This is a genomic window from Myxococcales bacterium, assembly GCA_022563535.1.
Lineage (GTDB): Bacteria > Myxococcota_A > UBA9160 > UBA9160 > UBA4427 > DUBZ01.
This window is the reverse complement of the sequence record JADFNE010000063.1, coordinates 1-22510: the sequence shown is the minus strand read 5'-3', so window position 1 is coordinate 22510 and position 22510 is coordinate 1. Positions and strand designations below refer to the sequence as shown.

Here is a 22510-nt window from a genome sequence, read left to right as displayed (position 1 = left end):
GATCAATCCCACCCCCGAGCAAATCGAGGAAAGTGATATCGAGTTCATCGTCGCAGGGCACCGCGGCTCGATCGTGATGGTCGAGGGCGGGGCCAAAGAGATCCCCGAAGCCGAGGTTCTGGCGGCCCTCAAATTTGGTCACGAGGCGCTGCAGCCGATCATCGACGTGATCGAAGACCTGCAGAAGAAGGTTGGCGTGGAGAAGATCGTCCCCGCAGAGGCCGAGGACAATTCGGAGTTGTGGACCGAGATTCGCGGCAAGGCCGAGGCCCGCTTGAGCGAGGCGTATCAGATCAAGGAAAAATTCGTACGATCGAAGGCTGTGAAGGAGATTGAGCGCGAAATTGTAGACGTGTACGTCGAGGAATACAGCCAGGCTCCCGTCCAGATGGGTTCGCTGGAAGACTACGAAAACCGCAGCAACGGTCTCAAGAAGCTCAGAGGAAACGTGAAGGGAATACTTCACGATCTCGGAGCAGAGATTGTTCGCGAGCGCGTGATGGCGAGCAACGAGCGAATCGATGGCCGCGGTCCGTCGGATATCCGGCCGATCGCCTCAGAAGTACGAACCGTACCTCGCCCTCACGGCGTTGCACTGTTTACCCGGGGTGAGACCCAGGCGATGGTGACCACGACCTTGGGCAGTGGCTTCGACGAGCAGACGATCGATGGCATGATCGGCCGCTACAAGAAGTCCTTCATGCTCCACTACAACTTCCCGTCATTCTCGGTGGGCGAAGCGCGACCGCTGCGCGGCCCCGGACGACGAGAAGTGGGTCATGGCACCCTGGCAGAACGCGCGATCAAGGCGGTGCTGCCGGATCACGAAGAGTTCCCGTACACCATTCGCGTCGTTTCGGAGACCCTCGAATCCAACGGTTCGTCGTCGATGGCGGCAGTCTGCGGTTCGACGCTTTCGCTGCTCGATGCGGGCGTACCGCTCAAGAGCCCGGTGGCGGGGATCGCCATGGGGTTGATCACGGACGGCACACGCACCGTAGTGCTCTCGGACATCCTGGGAGACGAAGATCACCTTGGCGACATGGACTTCAAGGTCGCGGGTTCTGAGGCGGGCATCACTGCTCTGCAGATGGACATCAAGGTCAAGGAGATCAACTGGGAGATCCTGGAGAAAGCGCTCGACCAGGCACGCGAAGGTCGGTTGCACATCCTTGACTGCATGAACAAGGACACCGAGTCGGAGCTCCACGGCTTGAAGCCTCGGAGCGAGCTGCACGATTTTGCGCCGCGTCTCGAGGTCATCTTCGTCAAGCCCGACCGCATTCGCGACATCATCGGGCCCGGCGGCAAGGTCATTCGCGCGATCCAGGAAACGACCGGAGCCAAGATCGATATCGAAGACTCGGGACGTTGTTCGGTATTTGGTCCGAACGCGGAGGCCGTGAAGGTCGCACTCTCGATGGTCGAGGAGCTCACCCAGGAGGCCGAGATCGGTCGCATCTATCTCGCGAAGGTCAAGCGCATTGCCGATTTCGGTGCATTTGCGGAGATCTTCCCGGGCACGGACGGGTTGATCCACATCAGTCATCTGGCTGCTGGGCGCGTCGAGAAAGTCACCGACGTCCTCAACGAGGGTGACGAGGTGCTGGCCAAGTGCATCGATATCGACCCGGCTGGCCGGATCAGGCTCTCGCGCAAGGAAGCTCTCGCTGATCTGGCTGCACGCGAGGCCGAATAGCCCGTTGAAGTTGCGTAGCGCAACGCCCGATAGCTCGATTATCATCCGCAACGATGGATGACGATTTGAACCGCATGGGTGGGGAACAGACACCGGAGTTGCGAATTCGCATCCGGCGTCATCCCCATGCCGAGGGGCTGGCTCTTCCCAGGGTTGCCACGGAAGGCTCTTCAGGCGCCGACCTCGCCGCCGCGATCGAGGGAGAACTCACGATCGAGCCCGGTCAGCGGGAACTCGTTCCTACCGGGTTCTCTCTCGCCATTCCCAGGGGCTTCGAGGGGCAGGTTCGCCCTCGCAGTGGGCTTGCCCTGCGCAATGGGATCGTCGTGCCGAATTCACCGGGTACCATCGATGCCGACTATCGCGGTGAGGTAAAGGTTATTCTGTTGAACGCGGGCACAGAACCCTTCGTGATCAAGCGCGGAGATCGCATTGCCCAGCTCGTGATTGCCCCCGTGGTCCATGGCGTTTTCGACGAGGTTGCCAGTCTCGACGAAACGGGTCGCGGGAACAAGGGCTTCGGGGATTCGGGCAGGTAAGCGGGCGGGGTGTCGTGATGAACGATTCAACAGAGCTTGCATCGGGAGGGAGTGCTTCGGGCGAAAGCGCGCCGGAGCAGGCCGAGACCCCGAGCCCAGAACCGATTCACCCACAACCCGCAACGCCATTGGCCGAGAAGAAATCTCCAGTCAGTGAACTGTCAATGCGGTTGGTCACCGCGGCGATCCTCATCCCGTTCGTACTCTACGTGATCTATCTCGGGGGCTGGCTGTACCTCGCGGTCGTGGCCACCTTTGGCGTGCTCGCCCAGCGCGAGTTCTACGGCTTGATCGAGGACAAAGGCGCCGAGCCCCTGGTGATGCCGGGGTTGGGCTTTGGTCTCGCGGTCATGCTGATTGCCTACTGGGGCAACGAATATCACACGATGCTGCTGGTGACGGCATCGTTGCTCGTATTCATGATTGCGCAGCTCGGCAAACCGGAGATCACCGAGGCCCTTGCAAGTATTTCCGGCACCTTCTTTGGCGTGTTTTATGTGGCGTGGTTGCTGTCGCACGCGATCGTGCTGCGCTTCTTCTACAAAACGGCGCTCGGCCGCTATGGGGCCCAGGACCTCGAACAATTCGGGCTGGTCCCGGATTCCGGGGCGTTCTTCATGACCTACGTACTGGCCGTCGTCGCAGCCTGCGACGCCGGCGCCTATTTTGCGGGACGCGCCTATGGACGACGCAAACTCGCTCCCAAGATCAGCCCGAACAAGACCGTGGAAGGCGCTCTCGGGGGTCTGTTGGCGGCCTTGGTTGTGGGCGTGTCGTGCAAGCTCGTCTACGGGGTCGTGGCTCCCGAACTCGCCGCTGCATTTTCCTGGAGTCTTGTCCTGGGCTTTGCGCCGATCCTGGCGGCGGTGGGGATCGTCGGCGATCTGGTCGAGTCTCTGCTCAAGCGCGACGCCAAGGTCAAAGACACCGGAGCGCTGTTGCCGGGGATGGGCGGAATACTCGATCGCATCGACGCCCCGCTACTGGCCATCCCGGTGATGTACTACATGCTGCTCGCCTGGGTGGAGTTTAATCTCGGTTAGAACGCATAGATCAATTCGGCCAACAGCAAGGTCTGGCTGTCGGCGCCCCCGGTGAAGCTATAGGGATCTCCCGCTCGGCGGTACTTGTCGCCAACTCCCCAGTCGAAGCGCACCTCACCCCGAGCCGTCAGGCCGTCGGTCAGGGCGTAGTCGACGGTCGTGGTGAACGAATACTCGTCTTCGGACTGCGCGTTGCTCGGGTCGACGACCACGACCTCAAAGCGCATCGCGATCCCCAGATCTTTGTTCCATTGATAGCGTCCCGCCGCCGCCAGGGCGTAGGTGCTCGCGTTGGGGAGGTTGGCCGGATGGCTCCAGACGTAGTCGAAGTTCACATACAGCGTGATGTCCTCGCCCAGATTTCCTGCGACCACGAGATCAAAGATTCCCAGGTCGCTCCGATTGTCGTCATTGTTGACCGGGAAGGTTGGGCACGGGGGGATCTGACCGGTGGGGCCGCTGCAGAGCGGATCGGAGGGATCGATCGCGATGCCCGAATTCTCGAGCGCCCCGAGTCGACTGCCGTGAATGAATGAAGCCGCGATATTCCAGGTGTCGGCTGCGAACTTGACTTGACCGGTGAGCGCCTTGTTGCGATCGGTATCGATCGCGGTATCGCTCACCACCGCATTGACCAGACCGAAGGACAGCGACACCGGACCCACCTGGGTCGACAGGATCGCACCGGTATGACTCACGGGTTGCAGGCCCCAGACCAGACCCCGGGTGATGTTCAGATTTTCTGAAACCGGGATCACCTCGGCGCCGAGCAAGGTCCAGAGTTCGCCCGCGTCGAGGCGAATGCCCTGATAGGCGAGTGGGGCCAGATAGCTGATGTAGGCGGAATAGATCGTAACCACATCGTTGCCTGTAACGCCGATCTCGCTGCGCGCGGTTTCGCCGAAGGCAATATCAGCATGAAACCCTGCGCGGCTTTCGGAAGTGACGGGTTTATCGAACTGAAACCAGAATTGATCGAGCTGAAACGTGTCGTTGTTGCTGTGAAAGCCGGTATTGCTGTTCTGGTTGATCGATTGATCGTTGCCACTCCCGCGCGGGTTGTAGGTGTAGTTGACGTTGATCCATGAATTGATCTCGGTCGCTTCGAGGAACATCGAGAGACCCGATCCCGATTCTGCGTCTATTTCCCCGAGTGTCTCATTGGAATGGCCAGCCGCGGTGGTGGCCAGCATGCCGGTTAGCGCCAATGCGACCGCCGCAGTCCAAAGCTTTGACACAATCGTCGTCCGTTTCCTGCTCGACAAGTGTGTTGTCACGCGAGCCCGAGGTTGCGTTTGATGCGCGCGATCGGTTCTTCGAGATCGGGTTCGAACGCGGTTCCACTGATGCGCTCATATGCCTCGATGTAGCGGCGCGCCGCCTCGCAGCGGACGTCGATCGGCAGGGTCGGCGATGGACCGTCGCCCTTGTACCCCTGCTCGCCCAACCAGAGGCGGACATATTCCTTGTCGAGCGCGGCGGGGGAGCGCTGCTCCGAGAGTGATCGTTCATAGTCGTCGAGATACCAGTAGCGGGAAGAGTCCGGCGTATGGATCTCATCGATCACGATGATTTCTCCGTCGGGACCAAGCCCCATCTCGTACTTGGTGTCGACCAGGATCAGTCCGCGGCTCGCCGCATAATCAGTGCCGATCTGAAACAACTCGGCGGCAATCTTTCCGGCCCGGTCGTACTGCTCTTCGGAGATCGCACCCAGGGAGATCAACTCTTCGCGCGAGGTGAGTTCGTCGTGCTGGCCGAAATCCGCCTTGGTGGTCGGGGTGAGGAGCGGCTCGCGGAGCTTTTCGTGACGATGCATTCCGTCGGGAAGCGAGTGCCCGCAATAATTGCGTTCGCCTCGGGAGTAGGAGGTCCAAATCGAGGTCGATGTAGAGCCGGTGAGGTAACCGCGGTAGACGAATTCGACGGGGAGCAACTCACAGTTGCGAACCCGCGAGACGTTGGGATCGGGAACATCGATGATGTGGTGATCGATCACGCCGTCGATCTTGTCAAACCAGAAGGCCGCCCCGCGATTGAGCACCTGCCCCTTGAGTGGAATGGTCCCGATGACGACGTCAAAGCTGCTGATTCGATCCGTCACGACGATGGTGCGCTGATCACCATCGATATAACTGTCGCGGACCTTGCCTTCTCGACGCTCACCGAGTGCGTCTAGTTGGGTGCTGTCCAGGGTCTTGGCGCACAATTCTTCCAACAGCTTGATGTCGACTCCCACGTAGAATTCCTCTCTTTTGGGTCGGTCACCGACCATGGGGTTGCGTGATTTTTTTCCGGGACTTGCGCCCCAGCTTGCGGGTACTGCGCTCAGCCGTCGCGCGACCCGTCTTGCCCGGGGCTGCAGGGTGAGCAGCGGAGCTTAGCTCGGCCCAGCGGGGCTCGCGTGGCCAACGCGTTGACCCGCTGTGGACCGGCGGGTAAACTGCCGCCGTTTTCCGAATCACATCGAAAGGTGACCTCAGAACACGCACTTCCCGTGGGGCGATCGAGTCCAAGGCCGAAGCAGCACCAAGTGCACCAAGTAAATAAAGTGCACCAAGTAAATAAAGTGCAATGATAAAGAGCGGACACCGAGAGCCAGGATCAAGAGCCAAAACCAATGCAAGTCTGACTGGAGAGTTCGATTGACAGGGAATCCCCCAGCGACCCAAAGCGGGAAAAAACCCAACGGCGTTTTGGAACCCGACAACCCCACCTTCGAATCCATCACGGCGGAAGAGCTCGAGGCGCTGCGCAAGGAACGCGAGGCGGACCACTTCCACGACGAATGCGGTGTGTTCGCAATTTCGGGGCATGACGAAGCCGCAAACATCGTCTATCTGGGGCTCTACGCCCTACAGCACCGCGGCCAGGAGAGCTGCGGCATCGTCGCAAGCAACGGCCGGGAACACACCGCGCACCGGGCGATGGGGCTGGTGGCGGACATCTTCGGTTCCAAGACCCTGAAGCGGCTACCCGGGCGCCACGCGATCGGACACGTGCGCTACTCGACGGCCGGATCCAGCAGCCTGCGCAACGCCCAGCCCATCTGCGTCAATACCGATGCGGGGCCAGTGGCGATCGCCCACAACGGCAACATCGTGAACGCCCTCGCGATCCGGTCCGAACTCGAGGGGCGTGGCTCCATCTTCAGTTCGACTTCCGACAGCGAAGTCATTCTGCATTTGCTGGCCCGATCTCGAGAGGCGTCCCTGGAAGAACGCTTCATCGACGCGCTTTCCCGGGTAAAGGGGGCGTTCAGCATCGTGCTCCTCACCGACGAATTGCTCATCGCCGCGCGCGACCCGAGCGGTTTTCGCCCGCTCAGCCTGGCGCGCCTCGGGAATTCCTATGTGCTGGCGAGTGAAACCTGCGCGTTCGATCTGGTGGGCGCCGAGTTCGAGCGAGACATCGAACCCGGCGAAGTCGTGGTGATCCGACGGGGTCGGATCCGCAGCATGCATCCGTTTTCCCGGAGCGTGAAAAGTCATTTTTGCGTGTTCGAATATCTGTACTTTGCACGCCCGGATTCGAATCTCAACCGCAAGAACGTCTACTCCTACCGCAAAGAACTGGGTCGGGTGTTGGCACGGGAACTCGGAGTGGCGGCGGATCTGGTGGTGCCCGTTCTGGATTCGGGCACCTCTGCCGCGATCGGTTACGCCGAGGAATCGCAGATCCCCTACGAGACGGCGCTGATTCGCAACCACTATGTGCGAAGAACCTTCATCGAGCCCGCCCAGTCGATCCGCATGTTTGGCGTGAAGGTCAAGCACAACGCGATCCGGGGCATTCTGGAAGGCAAGCGAGTGGTGCTGGTCGACGATTCGATCATACGCGGGACGACCCTGGTCAAGATCGTGGCCATGTTGCGCAATGCCGGAGCGCGAGAGGTTCACGTGCGCATTTCGGCGCCCCCGACCATCGGGCCCTGCCACTACGGGATCGATACGCCGACGCGGGAAGAACTGATCGCCCACGACCACAGCGTGGACGAGATCCGTGAGATCATCGGCGCAGATACCCTGGGCTATCTCTCGCTCGAGGGGTTGCGACGCGTAGCCGCGAGTGAGTTCAAGCGCGGGATCTGCGATGCATGCTTCTCCGACGAGTACCCGATCCCGGTCGATCCCGAGCAGCAGATCCCCCAACTTTCTCTGTTCCGCGACGTCGAGGAAGAACCCGCCGAAGACGACTAGCAGCCCGTTCAAGTACCCTGAAAGGCATCGGACAGGGGAGGGGATATGCACGCTCGAGGGATGCTCGATCTTGAGACGCTGACGCGGCTGATCAACGACGGCGAAATCGAAACCGTCATTACGGCATTCCCCGACCTCTACGGTCGACTGATGGGGAAGCGCATCGTCGGACGTTTCTACCTCGATGAAATCGCAGCGGACGGCATGCACGTCTGCAACTATTTGCTCGCATGCGACATGGAGATGGAGCCGACTCCGGGCTACGCGTTTACGAGTTGGGACACCGGCTATGGCGATATGAGGGCGGTGCCCGACTATTCCACCCTGCGCCGTGCCGCCTGGCTCGACCGCACGGCCATCGTGATCTGTGATGCGCTCGAGGAAGAGCGGGACGAACCCATCGCGGTTTCTCCGCGCAACATTTTACGCCGGCAAGTCGAGCGAGCGAGCGAGCGAGGCTTCGTGCCCTACATGGGCAGCGAACTCGAATTCTTCTTGTTTCGCGAAACCTATCGCAGCGCCCGGGAAAAGGGTTATGCGAATCTCGAACTGCGGCAACACTACAACGAGGACTACCACCTGCTTTCCGGTGGCATGGCGGAAGACATTGTCGGAGCCATTCGACACGGAGCGGACGCCAGCGGAATCCCCGTAGAGTTCAGCAAGGGCGAGGCCAGCCCGAGCCAACACGAAGTCAACCTGCGCTACGCGGGGGCGATGGAGATGGCCGATCGCCACGTGATCTACAAAATGGCGGCCAAGGAAATTGCCAGCAGTCGGGACGCTGCCATCACCTTCATGGCAAAATGGCACGCGGCGCACGCGGGCAACAGCCTGCACATCCACATGAGCTTTACGGATCCCGAGGGCAAGTCGGTCTTTGCAGACGCAGCAGAGCAGGGCGAGCCAATTCCGGGAACTCGAGCCTACCCGTCGGATACATTTCGCTTTGCCGTCGGCGGACTGTTGGCCCACACCAGGTCTCTTTCGCTGCTGTTTGCCCCGAATGTCAATTCATACAAACGCTATATGGAGGGCACATTTGCCCCAACGCGCATCGCCTGGAGCTACGACAATCGAACCGTCGGGTTTCGCGTAGTGGGTCACGGCGCATCACTGCGCATCGAGTGCCGGATCCCCGGCGGCGACGCCAACCCCTATCTCGCATACGCGGGAATGATCGCGGCAGCCCTCGACGGGATCGAGAAGCAGACGGATCCAGGCCCCTTGTTCGTTGGCGATGGCTACACGGCCGAAGCCTTGCCCCGGATCCCGAATTCCCTGAACGAGGCCATCGTAGCTTTCGAGAGCAACCCGCTCATGCGCGCCGCCCTGGGCGAAGAAGTGGTCGAACACTTGCTCCACTTCGCTCGCAGCGAGCAACAGATCTTCGACAAAGCGGTCACCGACTACGAGCGCGCGCGGTACTTCGAGCGCATCTAGTTCAAACTTACGAAGTGAGACAGAAGGGGACTGGCTTGGGAGAGAGTGCGGGAGAGCTTGCCGGGCGCACGGCCTTGATCACTGGAGCGGGCAGTGGAATCGGTCGCGAAGCTTCGCTCTTGATGTCCGGGGCGGGGGCCGTTGTCGTGGTCTGCGACATCGACACCAATGGTGGCGAAGAGACGGTCGCGCAAATATCGGCCGCTGGGGGAGAAGCGGTATTCGTGCGCGCGGACGTGTCTTCGGCCAAAGATGTCGAGGCCGCGATCGACGTGGCGCGCAGCCACGGCGGGCTTCACGTGTTGTTCAACAACGCCGGCATCTTTCCCGACGCCGACGGCTCACCCCCCGATACCGGCGAAGACGTCTGGGAACAGGTCATCAACGTCAATCTCAAGGGCGTCTTCCTGGGTTGCAAGTACGGCATCCCCGCCATGCTCGAAGCCGGCGGTGGCTCGATCATCAACACCGCTTCCTTTGTTGCAGTGGTGGGCGCAGCCACTTCGCAAATCGCCTACACGGCGAGCAAGGGCGGAGTGTTGGCAATGACCCGGGAGATCGCCGTCGAATACGCGCGCCAAGGCATTCGCGCCAACGCCCTGTGTCCGGGCCCGGTCAACACACCTCTGCTGGAGGAGTTTCTTAAAGATCCTGTGCAGAAAGCCCGTCGGATGGTGCACATCCCGATGGGAAGGTTGGCTGAAGCTAGTGAGATTGCGCGCGCTGCACTCTATTTGGCGTCGCCGGCTTCGTCGTATGTCAACGGGACGACGTTTATGGTTGATGGGGGAATTACGGCGGCTTATGTGACACCGGAGTAGGGGGGCTACCCCTTTTTCCACGGACAGTTGAGTTGAATCTACCCCCGTTATCGGCAATTTTTTCAAATTTGCGGCTTGATTTTACTATTCTCCGACGCCGAGCAACGCAGGGAACTACGCGACGCTGGCGTGATCTAGCCGCCCTAATACTGAAGACTGTCGCTGTAATTTAGAAATGGCTGGCTATTCGAGATAACCCAAGGCGCGTAGGGCTTCCCGGTCCTCGTCCTTCAGCTCCACTGAATCCGCGGCTTCGGTAGGTGTGATGCTGTGGCGGCGATCGAGCCGGAGACGCATTGCGGCGAACAACTCCGGCTCGAGCGCAGCAATGTCGTTGGCTTCACGGGGATCCGAATCAAGGTCGTACAGTTCATAGCTACCGCGCGAGACCTCATAGTGCAGCTTGTAACGGCCCCGGCGCAGGGATCGGTAGTTCGTCTCGCCCACCATCTCATTGACCTCTCCAGGCGCTTCGCCAAAGAGATCTCGCTCGACAAAGGCTTGCTCATCTTCCCCGCGCAAGAGCGCAGAAAGGTCGCGGCCATCGACCTCGAGAAGGGGCCTGGCTCGAGCCATTGCGAGCAGGGTCGGTGCCAGATCCGTGAGTGAGACCGGGGCCTTGATCCGCACACCACGAGGCAAATCGGGCCCGTGAATGATCAGTGGCACCCGTAGAACCTCTTGGTACATGGTGCCTGCATGGAACACGCTGCCGTGATCCATCAGCTCTTCGCCGTGATCTGCGGTAACGACCAACAAGATTTGATCCATCCAGCCGCCTTGCTCGAGCGCCGAAAACAACCGACCGAGTTCAGCATCCAATTGGTGAATTCCCGCATCGTAGCGATCCACCAAATGGCGCAGCCCCGCTGGATCGAGAGCCGATTTGCGAATCGTGTCACCCAGCGGCTCTCCTGCGTGATCGACACATCGCACCGGATCAAAGGATGCGCGACAGGCCGCCAGGAACTCATCAGAGACACGCAATTGATACAGTTGGTTCGTGGTGCCCTTGATGGCTCCAGTATAGGGCCTGACAAATTGAGCTTCGTGCTCGGGCAAAGAAACGTAGTCGCTGTGGATATCGATATAGTGCACAAAAATAAACTTTGGCTTTTCGCCCCCTTGCTCGACCCAGTGCAAGACCTGATCGGTCACCATGTTGTTGGGCGCAACTCGATCCCCGCCTCCCTTTACAAAGAGCGTATGTTCGAAGCCCCGCATGAAGCCAAAGAGATCCCGCTGTAACCAAGGTGTATTGACGACCGCGAAGGTCTCGTATCCCGAACGCCCGAGTTGCTCACTCAAGGTGTCGAAGCGCCCAGGCATTCGCGTATCCGACGCCACAACGCCATGTCGAAGTGGATAAAGCCCAGTCATCATCGAGGCGTGACTCGGCAACGTCCAGGGCGAGGTTGCGCTGGCGTCTTCGAACACAACCGATTGCTCGGCCAGCGCGTCGAGCACTGGAGAGGTCGGCCGCTCGTAACCGTAAAACCCAAGGTGGTCCGCCCGCAGCGTGTCGAGTGAAATAAAGAGAATCAGTGGAGGACCTGAGTCCGGCGGGCTGACGGGGGCGGGAGGCGACGTTTCGGGTTCGGGGGCTGCGGGTCCATCTCCGCACGCAAGCGCAAAGGCCAATGCGCTCGAACAGACAAGTCCCCACCAAGCACGGCCCATTCGCGAGTTTCCATTTTCAATCGACCACAACATCAATCGATCCTAACGCGTATTGCGACGAAGTCTTCGTCACTCACTTCCCTGGCTAAAGTGACATCCTCTTCCTTTGGCCGGCCATCGGACCCAAAACCATGTCCCGAAGACAGGAGTGGCTCTCTCGTTTCAGGTTTTACATAAGACCCGTTATCGGCAATTTCTTCAAATTCGCGGCTTAATTTTACTATTCTCGAACCGCGATGCCCAAGATGGGCGATTCGATCGACGACAAGGACGCCGAACTGATCCGCGGGTACCTGGAAGCACGCGCCGCCGAAATGAGACACTAAGAGAGGAAGCAATACGTAAATGAACCCACGAATGCGGCGCATGCTCCTGCTGTCGATCCTGCTCGTAACGTTGAGTGAGTGTCTGATCATCCACTGGGCAGCGCTTGCGATACGCGGAGCAGGCTTCAACCTCGCAACCGGAACCCTGTTCGTCATCGCCCTGGGCGGCATCAACCTGGTGCTGTTCCCAGCGGCCCGCAGCCGCATTCACGCACAGGGCATCGGCCTCGTATTCAGCCGCGTCTGGATTCTCGGGAGTGTTGTCGCGCTGATGACCGGCATGATGCTTGCGGCTGTATTCATTGCGCTGTACGGCGGAGCCTGGTTCCTGAATCTAGAGGCTCTTCGCGACCTGGGAATCTTGTGGCTCGGCGGAGCTGTAGTGACACTCGGACTCGGCTCCGGACTGTGGGGTGCCACCGTGGGCAATCATCGGGTGCGAGTCGACTCCCTGACGCTTTCACTACCCGATTGCCCCCCTGAACTCGCGCAACTCAAGCTCGTCCACATCACCGACCTGCACGTCGGCCCGCTGCTGCGACCGGACCGTCTCGCAAGCTTCGTTGCCCGGATCAATCGGCTGGATCCCGATCTGATCCTCATCACCGGTGACATTTTCGACTTCGATCCGAAGTACATCAAAGAGGGATGCCGTGAGTTGGCCGCTCTCGAGGCGCGACACGGTGTATTCGCAGTACTCGGGAACCACGATCACTATACCGGGACCGAGGCGGTTGCCTCGGGACTCGCGGACTGGACATCGATCCGGTTGTTGCGCGATGAATGGGATCGCATCGAGATCGAGGGTGCATCCCTGGTGATCGCCGGGCTCGAAGATCCGCTGGACGGCTGGATGGAAAAACACTCCGAAAGTCCCGCGCTCGAACGTCTCGCCGCCGAGATCCCGCGCGATGTCCCGTGTATACTGCTGGCTCATCGACCGAGCTTCTTTCGACACGCGGAGCAACTCGGTTTTCCGCTGGTACTCTCGGGACACACCCACGGCGGACAAATCGCCTTTCCCTTTGCCACCAACTACAACGCTTCGCGCATGATCTCGGATCAAACCCGGGGCGTGTTCCTGCGAGGCCGCTCGACGATGTACGTGAATCGGGGCCTTGGCATGGCGGGCCTTCCCCTGCGGCTCAACTGTCCGCGCGAGATCGCGCTCATCCGATTGGTAGCCTAAAAGGTCTAGCCGATCTAAACGCTCTCGCGATCTCGCCACTTGTGCTTGTAGAGCTGATACATCGCCATGCTCAGCGCACATGCGATGGTCAGCGGAAGCTGGTGTGTGCGCAGAAACGCCAGAAAATTCAGGATCGGCTCGCGCATCGATTCTCCGAGCAAAACGTACAGAGTCAGGCGAAACGCGATTCCGGGTATTGCAACGGCGAAGAATCCGAGCGGACGCATGCGAGCGACTCCGGCTACGCACGCCATTGCTCCCAAGGGAAACACGAACACAGCGAAGTACGACCAGCGCAAAAAAAATCGCTCGAGCCAACGTATGAAACGGCCAGCCCTCTTCGATCTCTGTTCGAGCCAGACCAAACCGGGGTCGCCGAGAGACCTACCGAGAAAGTAGGAGAACGTCGTAAAGGCGAGGCTGCGCAATCCCCCCACGAGCAGCAACAACGGTGTGGCGACCAGCGGTGCGACCAGAATGAAGTGCCGGCTGATTGGACTGATCCCGACGAGCAATAGCGGGTAGTTGTTCACCAGGTAGGGCGACGAGCCAACACCAATCCAGGTCCCGACCGATAGCGCACCCAGGGCGGCCAGGCAGCCACGAACGATCATGCGGTCCCGCGGGCTGAGCCCAGCGGTTGGAGCCGCGTCGTCGACCTCTGCTGAATCGAACTCTACTGTGTTCAAGTCCGTACCGTTTGTAGACGCCAAGTGTGATTCTTTCTCGACAGGGCAACAATTCGAAACCGAATCGCCTTCGAGTGCTCGCTTCAATAGTAGCCACTACCTCGCCGGATTTGTTCACGCAAGTGACTTTGTGCCAGATCGCCCTCATAGCAAACCAGCGGCTGATCTGCAGATCCCGTCGCCACTCTATCGGGCCGATCGTTTAGACTGTCACCCTCTAAGTCGGACTCAGCCGTGGATCATCACCGCGTTGCAGCAACGTGTCTCTTTGGAAGTGTTCGTCGTCTCGTTCAGGATGATCGAGGTTGTAATGCAGGCCGCGGCTCTCCTTACGGAACTGAGCTGCCTGGGTGATGAGTTTGGCGGTGGTTGCAATGTTGCGCAGTTCGATCAAATCAGGCGTGAGCTTGAAGTCCCAATAGTATTCGTTGATCTCGTCGTGTAGCAATTCGATGCGGTGTTGTGCCCGGGCGAGGCGGCGGTCGCTGCGGACGATGCTTACGTAGTTCCACATGAAGCGTCGGATCTCGTCCCAGTTCTGGGTGATGATGACAGCCTCGTGGCTTTCGGTTGCACTGCCCGATTCCCAGGGCGCGAGATCGCCCGGCGGTTCAATCTCGGCCAGACGCGAGATGGACTCTGTGGCGGCCGCATCGGAAAAAACCATGGCTTCCAGCAGGGAGTTGGATGCGAGTCGGTTGGCACCGTGGAGTCCGGTGTTGGCAACCTCTCCGGTGGCGAACAAGTTGGGCAGATCACTTTCTCCCGTGAGCCCCGTCCGCACGCCACCGCAGCAATAGTGCATGGCCGGCACCACCGGGATGGGTGTCTTGGTGATGTCGATGCCAAACGACAGGCAGCGATCGTAGATGGTTGGGAAACGCGTGCGAATGAAGCTGGCGTCCTGGTGGGTGATGTCGAGATGAACATATTGATCGCCCGAGCGCTTGAGTTCGGTGTCGATCGCGCGGGCGACGATGTCCCGAGGCGCCAGATCTTTCATGGGAGAGTAGTTTTCCATGAACGGTGCGCCGCGACGATTGCGCAAGATGCCGCCCTCGCCGCGCACCGCTTCGGTGATCAGGAACGACCCCGCATCGGCGTGGAACAGGCAGGTCGGGTGGAACTGCACAAACTCCATGTTGGCCAGGGTTGCACCCGCGCGATACGCCATCGCAATGCCGTCTCCCGACGCGACGTCGGGATTGCTCGTATAGAGATAAACCTTGCCCGCACCGCCGGTGGCGAGCAGGGTGATGCGGGCTGCGAAGCGCAGCACTTCTCCGGTGCGTGAATCGAGTACATAAGCGCCGAGCGCGCGGTTGGGCTCAGTGCGTCCGGACTTGTGAGCCGTAATCAAATCGACCGCGAGGTGGTAGTCGAAGAGTTCGATGTTGGGGTGTTGGACGGCGCGGGCGAGCAGCGCGCGTTCGATCTCTTTACCGGTCGCGTCCCGATGGTGGAGCACGCGACGCTTGCCGTGTCCGCCTTCACGACCGAGGTCGTAGTAGAGTTGCGATTCGCCGCCGCGATCGAAATCGACGCCGTATTTCAACAGGGACTCGATCGATTCGGGTCCGCGTTCGACCACGTATCGCACGACCTCTTCGTTGCACAGCCCCCCGCCTGCGTTGATCGTGTCCTGGATGTGATCTTCAAATGAATCGAGCGGATCGACCACGGCTGCAATTCCGCCCTGGGCGACCTGGGTGGCGGAACTGGCGGCGTCCTTCTTGGTGATCAGCCCGACTGTTCCGTGGTCGGCGACGCGCAACGCGTAGTGGAGCCCTGCGATTCCGCTGCCGATCACGAAGAAATCGAAGTCGCGTCGGTCCGTTGATTCGGAACTTGTCATGAAAGGCTCCGCGGGTTTCACTTGCCGTCGGTTCGTGGACCCGCTCTTGGATCAGCGCGTGCATAAATCCTAGCGACCTCGAGTCTAGCCACGCTTGAGGCGGAAAGCCCCCGCCTAAAGATTCCGAGTCAGGCTTTGGCTTGCATTTCCGCAGCAAGAATCGTCCCGCGTCAATTTGGCTTCTAAGGCGGGTAGGGAAAAGCTCCGATGTAGAAAGGGTAGGGATCTCGATCCCGGGAGAACGGAAACTTGCGCCCTTGGCTCAGAATACGATTGATCACCGTCACCGGGGCGCTCATTGCGGCCCAAGGGGCAGCGGCCAACTCCGCCGTCTACCGGTTTACCGATGATCGCGGGGTGGTCCACTTCACCAACGCGCCCAGCGATTCGCGCTACCAGCTTGTCAAGATCCGCCCAAAGGCCACGGGCTACAGCCGTAAAGCGCCGGCGAACGTCCCGCGCAACCACGGCTACGACTCGTTGATCGTGCGTGAAGCTCGAGCACAGCGATTGGACCCAGCCCTGATCAAGGCCGTCATTGCGGCCGAAAGCAACTTCAGCCCGCGGGCCGTTTCACGGGCGGGGGCCCAGGGGTTGATGCAACTCATGCCCAAGACCGCAGAGCAACTGGGGGTCGAGGACCCGTTTCACGTCGTCGAGAACGTGAGCGGTGGCACTCGCTACCTGAGAGAAATGCTGGATCGCTACGGAGATTTGAGCCGAGCCCTGGCTGCATACAACGCCGGCCCGAAGGCCGTAGATCGCTACCGAGGGATCCCGCCATATCCCGAAACCAAGGCTTACGTAAAGCGTGTGTTGGCTTACTATCGCGGCTACCGAGGTGACTTCCACCGATGAGTCCAGCTGACTCGAGGTGTCCAGTGACCGCAATCTTCGGTGCCAGATGAACTGGCAGGCGACGGAAACGATGTCCGAGATCTCTGAAATGACGCAACCGCGCGGGCTTGGCGAAGCCGGCAATCCGCGACCGCAGCTCGATCCCGAGGTCGGCGATCAGATTATCAATGTTCCAAATACCATCACCCTGATTCGTATCAGCGTCGTGCCGCTGCTGCTCTTCATGCCGCTGCTGCTCGACCCGGTCGGCAGCCAGATCATGGCGGGGGTGTTCATTGCTGCGATCTTGACCGACCTGTTGGACGGCTACATCGCACGCTCGTGGAAGATGGTCACCCGGTTGGGGAAGCTGCTGGACCCACTTGCCGACAAGTTGCTGGTCACCACGGCTTTGATCATGATGTTGGCGGTAGAGCGGCTCGGGGATTGGGAAGCCGGGATGGTGGTGATCATTGTGGCCCGGGAATTGGCCGTGACGGGACTGCGCGGGATCGCCTCAGCCGAAGGCCACGTGGTGGCCTCCTCGGGGGCGGGAAAGCTCAAGGCTGTGGCGCAGAACGCGGCTGTGGTTGCACTGTTGTTTCACCACCCGATCTACGGACTGCCGACCCACGAGATTGGCCTGACACTTTTGGCCCTGGCGTCGGCACTCACTCTCTGGTCGGGTTGGCTCTACTTCAGCAGCTACTTTGGCTGGCGCCTCAAACAGGCGAAGGGCTGAGTCAGCTACAGTCTGAAGTGCCCCGCGCGATCAAGAGCGTGAAAGGGATACGCATATGAGCCGTCTAACCGAGTTGTCCGAGCGAATCGATTCGCGTGATGCGCGAATCGGCGTGATCGGGCTCGGCTACGTCGGGCTTCCCCTGGTTGTCGAATTCGTGAATGCGGGGTTCGACGTCACGGGTTTCGATATCGATTCGAGCAAGATCGATGCAATCGAAAGAGGCGAGTCTTATATAGAAGACGTACCCAGCGCCAAACTGGCTGAAGCTCGTGCCACAGGGCGTCTGCACGCTTCTGCGGATTTTGGTGGCCTCTCGCGTCTGGACATCATCAATATCTGTGTCCCCACGCCGCTCACCCGCACCAAGGATCCGGACGTCTCCCACATGGCGAGTGCGGTCGAAGAAATTCGCCGTCGGCTGCGCTCCGGCCAACTCGTGATCCTCGGTAGTACTACCTATCCGGGCACTACCCATGAACTCTTCGTGCCGATACTCGAAGAATCGGGACTCGAAGTGGGCGAAGACTTCTCTCTTGCATTTGCTCCCGAGCGCATAGACCCAGCGAACAAAACCTTCAAGGTGCGCAGCGTACCCAAGGTCGTGGGCGGGCAAACACCTCTGTGCACCGAGTTGGCGTCCAAGATCTTTGCCACCATCTTTGACGAGATCGTTCAGGTCAGCTCGACCCAGAGCGCCGAAATGGTGAAGTTGCTGGAGAACACCTTCAGGGCGATCAACATTGGCCTCGCCAATGAAATTGCATTGATGTGTCAGCGTCTCGGCCTGGATGTCTGGGAAGTGATCGAAGCCGCTGCAACCAAGCCCTACGGCTTCATGAAGTTCTTGCCCGGCCCGGGTCTAGGGGGCCACTGCATCCCGGTCGATCCGAGCTATCTCTCGTGGAAGATGAAGAGCCTGAATTTCCCAGCCCGCTTCATCGACCTCGCCACCGACATCAACAGCCGCATGCCCGAGCACGTGGTCGACCGCGTGGCGGACCTGCTGAACCAGGACCGCAAATCGGTCAACGGCGCCAAGATTTTGATCCTCGGCGTGGCGTACAAGAGCAACGTCGGCGACATGCGCGAAGCGCCGGCCCTGGACGTCATTCGCCTGCTGGTCGCCAAGGGTGGCGATGTGAGCTTCAGCGACCCCCACGTGAGTTCGATCGAGGTGGATGGGATTACATACGAAGACGTAGGCACCGCCGACGAGACCCTCGCCGCCGCCGACGTCGCCGTAATCCTCACCGACCACAACGCCTTCGACTACAAGAGCATCGTGGCAAACGCCAAGCGAATATTCGACGCCCGCAACGCCACCAAGGACATCACCACCGACCGGGAGAAGATCACCAAACTCTGAGTTTTAGAGACATAAGGGTCATAGAAGAGGTAGCCCCGCAACCCCCCGGGAAACCAACACCAAAAGTCCCGAGCAGAACCTTGAACCGGGCCGATGAGATTGCTAACTCCTCGTTTCGCCAGCGAAAGATCTCACGCACGAGTAGCTCAGCTGGTAGAGCATCACGTTGCCAACGTGAGGGTCGCCAGTTCGAATCTGGTCTCGTGCTCCAAAAAGATCAACAGGGTCGCCACTTTAGGCGATCCTGTTGTCGTTTTGGTCGATCGTCAGTAGGATTTCTTGCACTAGATTTCTTCCAGTTTGCACCTCTCGATGTGAGACTCAGTCGAGCGGACAAAGAAGAAGTGAATGCAGAAGTCAAAAAAGTCGGCCTACTCGATCAAGCCTCGCGGCGGCTACTCCCATTCTTGCTGCGGATCGAAGACAATTGAGGGAAAGCTCTACCGCCGCGCGTTCTGCACGAACGATCTCACGCTCTCAACACGTGTTCTCGAAGTGCTGCAACTCGCGGAGCAGGATCAAGACTATGGCTGGCTTGTCCGCGATGGCAGCTGGAATGCGCGAGTAGAAGAGTACGAGGATCGGCTTGGGATCGGTCTAGGGGCACGGAAGATTCGAAACGCCGGGGCTGGAACCCTGCTCGCCGAATATGCTCCTCGCTTTCGCGATCGTCTTCGTGCTCGACTCCACGACCAGAAGGAGTCTCCTCCCGTCAACTACCTCACGCATCTTCGAGCACTGACGGAGTTTCTCGGAGATTGGTCGATTGAACGGATCGCAAACACTCAGCCCGAAGCAGTTCTCCCTCTCATCCGCGGAAAGCTGACCCGGAGGCCGGACGGTGAGTTGGTGGGTGCTGAGAGTACGAATGGCCGCATGTGGATTCTGGAGCGTCTCCTCGCGGATGCCGTCGCAAATGGTCTTCTCTCGAAGGACGTGACGTGGCCGTTCCTCAACATGACGATCAAACGACGGCGCTTGAGCTCGACGAGTTCCAAGGACATTGAGTGGCTGAGCCCGAGCGAACTGTTCGCGCTCGACAAAGTTCTGGCTTCTCCCGAAGACGACGTCGAGCGCGCGTACTTCCCGTCAATTCGCATTGCACTCAGACTCGGACTTCGTTGGGCTGAGGTCTCGGCGATTTCGCGCGATGGGCTCCATCGCATTGACGAGAATGTTGTTCTGATTAATCGCGCAACCAAGCGTCGTCGCAGGAAGGACGAAGGCGGAGAGGCTAGAGCGATTGGGCCCACCAAGACGGCTAACGAGTGGTACTCGGCCGTGCCTCCCACTGCGCGCACGATTCTAGAGGAGCAGCGACTTCGGGTCGGGTTGACCAGTCCCCATCTGTTCCCGGACCCGAACAGCCTCTCCAAACCGCATCCGTATGAACCCTGGAAGGATGCGTATGTCGTTGCTTTTGAGCGCGCCGGTATACCCCTCAGATTGAGGATGAAACAGCTGCTCTTCCGGCACTCCTTCTGCTACTGGCTCAAGTCTTCGCACGTACCGTTGGGATTCGTGGCACAGCACCTTGGGCACAAGGATTCGCGTATGGTCGAGCGAACCTACGGAACGAATAGTACCCGCATCATTTCTGGGCCGGTCTCCAAGGAGGACTTGGTGACCGCGCGTGCGTTCTACGAGATTGAGCCATTCAAGGCCGTGATGATGACGTACGGCGCAGGGTGATCAGGCCTGAAGTGCTCTTCTACAGGATTTTGTTTGATCTGCGTCGAGATCACCCGTGCGCTTGGGGGTTCTTACGACTCGGCGTCGGAAGAGTAGCTCTACGAGGTCGGTGACGAGGATACGGCTAGCACGCGGTCCTAAGTCGATGATGGGGATTCCATCTTCTGTGAGAAGCTTCGTGAATGCCTTGTCTGTTAAGTCGAGGAGCCTCGCGGCACGCCGTGTTGATATGGCGAGCTTCTGCGACGCATCGAATGGGATTCCCATTTCGTTGCATACGCGGCGGACCTGCTCGAGCTTTTGGCTTGCCTCACTCAAGGTTTTGTCTCGCTCAAGAGCGGGTGGGTGGGCGCGGGCGGTCGAACTTGCGTTGCCGCCATCCAGCGTTCAAAGTCGGAGCCACGAATTCGCAACCAGCGCGTCCCCAGATCACAAGCGCGGAGGTGGCCCTCTGCGACGGCGAAACGGATGCGCTTGGGCGAGACCCCGGTCTTTCGTGCGATCTCTGGGACTGTGAAAAGTCTCTCGTTTGCCATTCGTCGAGGTTGCGAAACTCGACCATTCGCGACAAGGGGGCGCGACTCGAATCAAAGCGGGGACAGTCACCGTCTCGGCGATTTAGCGAAGAAAGCTAGCGGGGACGGTCACTGTCCCCGCCAACTACGGTTTCAGCGACGATGTCGCGAAGCCCGCTAATCGAACGTGGCAGATCGTCAACGATTTTTTCGAAAGCCTCGACTTCTGCGAACCCGTCGTCCGCGAGCTGCGTGAGGAGGCGCTTCGAGTCCAATTCATCTTTGAATTTCCTAACAGAGTAGTACTTGGAAAATTTTTCCTTGCGAAACTCGAAGGCTGCACTCGCCAGCCGTTTCCGCTCCTTATAATTCTGCTTCTTTTTGGCCCGCGAGGCAGCGGTGTCCCGACTTGATACCCCCGCCCACACTTCGTGGGCACCTGCCGTCGTAGCTCGCTCGGTGACCTTGTGCATGGCGTAGATCGCCGCAGCGCAGTCGCCGATCGTCACCGCATGGCGATACTGAAAGCTCCACAGGAGCACAAAGATTGCGCGCGCCTCCACGCTTTTGGAATTTTCCTGGTGGGTGTACTGCGTTTGGTCGACGATCTCCCAAGTGAGGGTTTCCAAACGATGCCCTTTCAGAATGCCTACCATCTGGAGATCCCCCAGTGCTTCTTTGCAGTAGTTTCTGATCTGAGATTCGTTCCATTCTTGCGCGAAGATTCCAGGCGCGAGAACACGGAAATTCTTGCCCTCGGGCGGGGAAGTAAAGTGGATACGTGAGCGCCGGTCGTATTTCTCTGTCGAGCTCTGCAGGGTGCTTTTCTTCTTGGCCATGATCCGCTGCTCCTCGCGGGCTCCGATGTGTGAATCCTCGGGGCAGGCCGGCGGAGCTGCCGGCTTTTCGGGGATCAACCTAGCCCCAAGGATGAGTATTCAGGTTAGCGAGTGGTCCTCGAGTCAGCACCCTCGTGCGTGCCGGGGCGCGTTACAACAAAGCGTGGAAGAAGTCCGCCACGTTGGATCTCTCTGCCTCGCAAGCTATGAGGAAGTAAATCAACGAGGAGCGGAATAGGCGGATGCGCGCAGCCTTCGAGTTTCGCGAGGAAAAGTATAGTCCCAATCACTACTCCGTTGAGCGCTTCCGCATGGAACTCCACTCCGATGGCTTCATCAAACTGTTCAAGGAAGACGGCTTCTTCCAGCGGGGCGTGAATGACGGGTCCGCCGAAGCCGAAGCTGATTTCAAGATGATGAAGATGGGCAACTTCCTAGTTCGATTAGTGGGCTAAAGGTCATCGTGAAATCGTAATTCGCGGGGACAGTCACTGTCCCCGTTAACTTTCTTCGCCATATTACGGGGACAGTGACTGTCCCCGCACAGTTTTGAGGTGCGCCCTCTCGCGGCGCACGGTGTAGAACCGCAACCTCGACGAATGGCAAACGAGAGGCTCTACACGGTCCAGGCGATCGCTCGAAAAACTGGAACCCCTAAGCGAATCGGCATTGCGATTGCGGAAGGCGACTTCCCCGCTTTTGATCTAGGGACGCGCTGGCTCCCCACTTCGTGCCTCCGTGCCCGCGCGACAGAAAAAATTAGGGACCGGCATCGGAAACGACCGATGCGGCCCCCCACACACATCGCATTCAACTTCGAAGGAACTCGCGATGCCCGACCAGGCTAGCAAGAATGAAGTCGTCCGCAGGCAGCCACAAAAGCTCCTCAATGAATTCCTCGACTGTCTTTTCAGTGAAATGGAAGAGGGCGAGGAAATCCCCTTCTGGGTGTCTGCATCGCCGGTAATGGGATTCCCGAAAGATGAAGCCGGATTCAAGAAAGCACTTTTTCGAAGTAGCGCGCCTAAGGCTT

Annotated in this window: 19 protein-coding genes and 1 tRNA gene; 13 read left to right on the top strand and 7 right to left on the bottom strand. The window is 59.4% G+C overall.

The features are described 5' to 3' along the window. The 3 genes from pnp to IH881_16215 form a co-directional block, all read left to right on the top strand. Positions 1-1699 (top strand): polyribonucleotide nucleotidyltransferase (gene pnp, locus IH881_16225; GenBank protein ID MCH7869242.1); only part of this gene is annotated, 1699 nt, incomplete at its 5' end. Between the two features lie 74 nt (positions 1700-1773). Next, positions 1774-2238, top strand: coding sequence for a dUTP diphosphatase (dut, locus tag IH881_16220; GenBank protein MCH7869241.1), 465 nt, complete (start codon positions 1774-1776; stop codon positions 2236-2238). Between the two features lie 17 nt (positions 2239-2255). Beyond that, positions 2256-3281, top strand: a complete 1026-nt coding sequence (locus IH881_16215; GenBank protein MCH7869240.1) for a phosphatidate cytidylyltransferase — start codon at positions 2256-2258, stop codon at positions 3279-3281. On the opposite strand, the gene IH881_16210 is transcribed toward IH881_16215, so the two are convergent. Together IH881_16210 and IH881_16205 are read right to left on the bottom strand one after the other, a co-directional pair. Beyond that, complete coding sequence (locus tag IH881_16210) at positions 3278-4519, bottom strand: outer membrane beta-barrel protein (GenBank protein ID MCH7869239.1); 1242 nt, start codon at positions 4517-4519, stop codon at positions 3278-3280. The genes IH881_16215 and IH881_16210 overlap by 4 nt on opposite strands. Positions 4520-4554: 35 nt before the next feature. Continuing rightward, positions 4555-5556 carry a phosphoribosylaminoimidazolesuccinocarboxamide synthase gene (locus tag IH881_16205; protein ID MCH7869238.1) on the bottom strand — a complete coding sequence of 334 codons (1002 nt, stop codon included), beginning with the start codon at positions 5554-5556 and terminating at the stop codon, positions 4555-4557. Between the two features lie 475 nt (positions 5557-6031). On the opposite strand from IH881_16205, the gene IH881_16200 reads away from it, so the two are divergent. From IH881_16200 to IH881_16190, 3 genes are read left to right on the top strand one after another with little or no spacing between them, the layout of a single operon-like run. After that, entirely contained in the window at positions 6032-7480 is a 1449-nt protein-coding gene (locus IH881_16200; protein ID MCH7869237.1) for an amidophosphoribosyltransferase, read from the top strand. Between the two features lie 45 nt (positions 7481-7525). After that, positions 7526-8923 (top strand): glutamine synthetase, encoded by a 1398-nt coding sequence (locus IH881_16195; protein ID MCH7869236.1) that lies wholly within the window; start codon positions 7526-7528, stop codon positions 8921-8923. Positions 8924-8958: 35 nt separating this feature from the next. Beyond that, positions 8959-9744, top strand: a complete 786-nt coding sequence (locus IH881_16190; protein ID MCH7869235.1) for a glucose 1-dehydrogenase — start codon at positions 8959-8961, stop codon at positions 9742-9744. Between the two features lie 183 nt (positions 9745-9927). On the opposite strand, the gene IH881_16185 is transcribed toward IH881_16190, so the two are convergent. Continuing rightward, the gene (locus tag IH881_16185) at positions 9928-11424 is read right to left on the bottom strand and encodes a sulfatase (GenBank protein ID MCH7869234.1); all 1497 of its coding nucleotides are present in this window, start codon (positions 11422-11424) and stop codon (positions 9928-9930) included. A 345-nt stretch (positions 11425-11769) separates the two neighbouring features. Between IH881_16185 and IH881_16180 the strand changes: the two genes are divergently transcribed. Next, positions 11770-12939 carry a metallophosphoesterase gene (locus IH881_16180; protein ID MCH7869233.1) on the top strand — a complete coding sequence of 390 codons (1170 nt, stop codon included), beginning with the start codon at positions 11770-11772 and terminating at the stop codon, positions 12937-12939. Positions 12940-12953: 14 nt separating this feature from the next. On the opposite strand, the gene IH881_16175 is transcribed toward IH881_16180, so the two are convergent. Together IH881_16175 and nadB are read right to left on the bottom strand one after the other, a co-directional pair. Further along, complete coding sequence (locus IH881_16175; protein ID MCH7869232.1) at positions 12954-13652, bottom strand: hypothetical protein; 699 nt, start codon at positions 13650-13652, stop codon at positions 12954-12956. A gap of 193 nt (positions 13653-13845) precedes the next feature. After that, on the bottom strand, positions 13846-15483 hold the full coding sequence (gene nadB / locus IH881_16170; protein MCH7869231.1) for an L-aspartate oxidase: 1638 nt from the start codon (positions 15481-15483) through the stop codon (positions 13846-13848). A gap of 297 nt (positions 15484-15780) precedes the next feature. Between nadB and IH881_16165 the strand changes: the two genes are divergently transcribed. From IH881_16165 to IH881_16145, 5 genes are all read left to right on the top strand, one after another. Further along, the gene (locus IH881_16165) at positions 15781-16341 is read left to right on the top strand and encodes a lytic transglycosylase domain-containing protein (GenBank protein MCH7869230.1); all 561 of its coding nucleotides are present in this window, start codon (positions 15781-15783) and stop codon (positions 16339-16341) included. Positions 16342-16504: 163 nt separating this feature from the next. Beyond that, positions 16505-17062, top strand: coding sequence for a CDP-diacylglycerol--glycerol-3-phosphate 3-phosphatidyltransferase (pgsA, locus tag IH881_16160; protein MCH7869229.1), 558 nt, complete (start codon positions 16505-16507; stop codon positions 17060-17062). Between the two features lie 55 nt (positions 17063-17117). Then, positions 17118-18431: a nucleotide sugar dehydrogenase gene (locus IH881_16155; protein MCH7869228.1), complete on the top strand. Its 1314-nt coding sequence runs from the start codon at positions 17118-17120 to the stop codon at positions 18429-18431. 135 nt (positions 18432-18566) lie between these two features. Continuing rightward, positions 18567-18642 (top strand) — tRNA-Gly (locus IH881_16150). A 137-nt stretch (positions 18643-18779) separates the two neighbouring features. Next, positions 18780-20123, top strand: coding sequence for a tyrosine-type recombinase/integrase (locus tag IH881_16145; GenBank protein MCH7869227.1), 1344 nt, complete (start codon positions 18780-18782; stop codon positions 20121-20123). Between the two features lie 314 nt (positions 20124-20437). On the opposite strand, the gene IH881_16140 is transcribed toward IH881_16145, so the two are convergent. Next, positions 20438-20659 (bottom strand): helix-turn-helix domain-containing protein, encoded by a 222-nt coding sequence (locus tag IH881_16140; protein ID MCH7869226.1) that lies wholly within the window; start codon positions 20657-20659, stop codon positions 20438-20440. 95 nt (positions 20660-20754) lie between these two features. Beyond that, a complete protein-coding gene (locus IH881_16135; GenBank protein ID MCH7869225.1) occupies positions 20755-21477 on the bottom strand; it encodes a hypothetical protein in 723 nt (240 codons plus the stop codon). Positions 21478-21719: 242 nt separating this feature from the next. Between IH881_16135 and IH881_16130 the strand changes: the two genes are divergently transcribed. Then, positions 21720-21932: a hypothetical protein gene (locus IH881_16130; GenBank protein MCH7869224.1), complete on the top strand. Its 213-nt coding sequence runs from the start codon at positions 21720-21722 to the stop codon at positions 21930-21932. The last annotated feature ends 578 nt before the right edge of the window (positions 21933-22510 follow it).

What these genes read in the sequence shown, in the direction of transcription:
- IH881_16195 (MCH7869236.1), top strand. Translation starts at nt 7,526, where the DNA reads ATGCACGCTCGAGGGATGCTCGATCTTGAGACGCTGACGCGGCTGATC.
- IH881_16205 (MCH7869238.1), bottom strand. Translation starts at nt 5,556, where the DNA reads ATGGTCGGTGACCGACCCAAAAGAGAGGAATTCTACGTGGGAGTCGAC.
- nadB (MCH7869231.1), bottom strand. Translation starts at nt 15,483, where the DNA reads ATGACAAGTTCCGAATCAACGGACCGACGCGACTTCGATTTCTTCGTG.
- IH881_16185 (MCH7869234.1), bottom strand. Translation starts at nt 11,424, where the DNA reads ATGGGCCGTGCTTGGTGGGGACTTGTCTGTTCGAGCGCATTGGCCTTT.
- IH881_16145 (MCH7869227.1), top strand. Translation starts at nt 18,780, where the DNA reads ATGCAGAAGTCAAAAAAGTCGGCCTACTCGATCAAGCCTCGCGGCGGC.
- IH881_16155 (MCH7869228.1), top strand. Translation starts at nt 17,118, where the DNA reads ATGAGCCGTCTAACCGAGTTGTCCGAGCGAATCGATTCGCGTGATGCG.
- IH881_16180 (MCH7869233.1), top strand. Translation starts at nt 11,770, where the DNA reads ATGAACCCACGAATGCGGCGCATGCTCCTGCTGTCGATCCTGCTCGTA.
- dut (MCH7869241.1), top strand. Translation starts at nt 1,774, where the DNA reads ATGGGTGGGGAACAGACACCGGAGTTGCGAATTCGCATCCGGCGTCAT.
- IH881_16215 (MCH7869240.1), top strand. Translation starts at nt 2,256, where the DNA reads ATGAACGATTCAACAGAGCTTGCATCGGGAGGGAGTGCTTCGGGCGAA.
- IH881_16130 (MCH7869224.1), top strand. Translation starts at nt 21,720, where the DNA reads ATGCGCGCAGCCTTCGAGTTTCGCGAGGAAAAGTATAGTCCCAATCAC.
- IH881_16135 (MCH7869225.1), bottom strand. Translation starts at nt 21,477, where the DNA reads ATGGCCAAGAAGAAAAGCACCCTGCAGAGCTCGACAGAGAAATACGAC.
- IH881_16140 (MCH7869226.1), bottom strand. Translation starts at nt 20,659, where the DNA reads ATGGCAAACGAGAGACTTTTCACAGTCCCAGAGATCGCACGAAAGACC.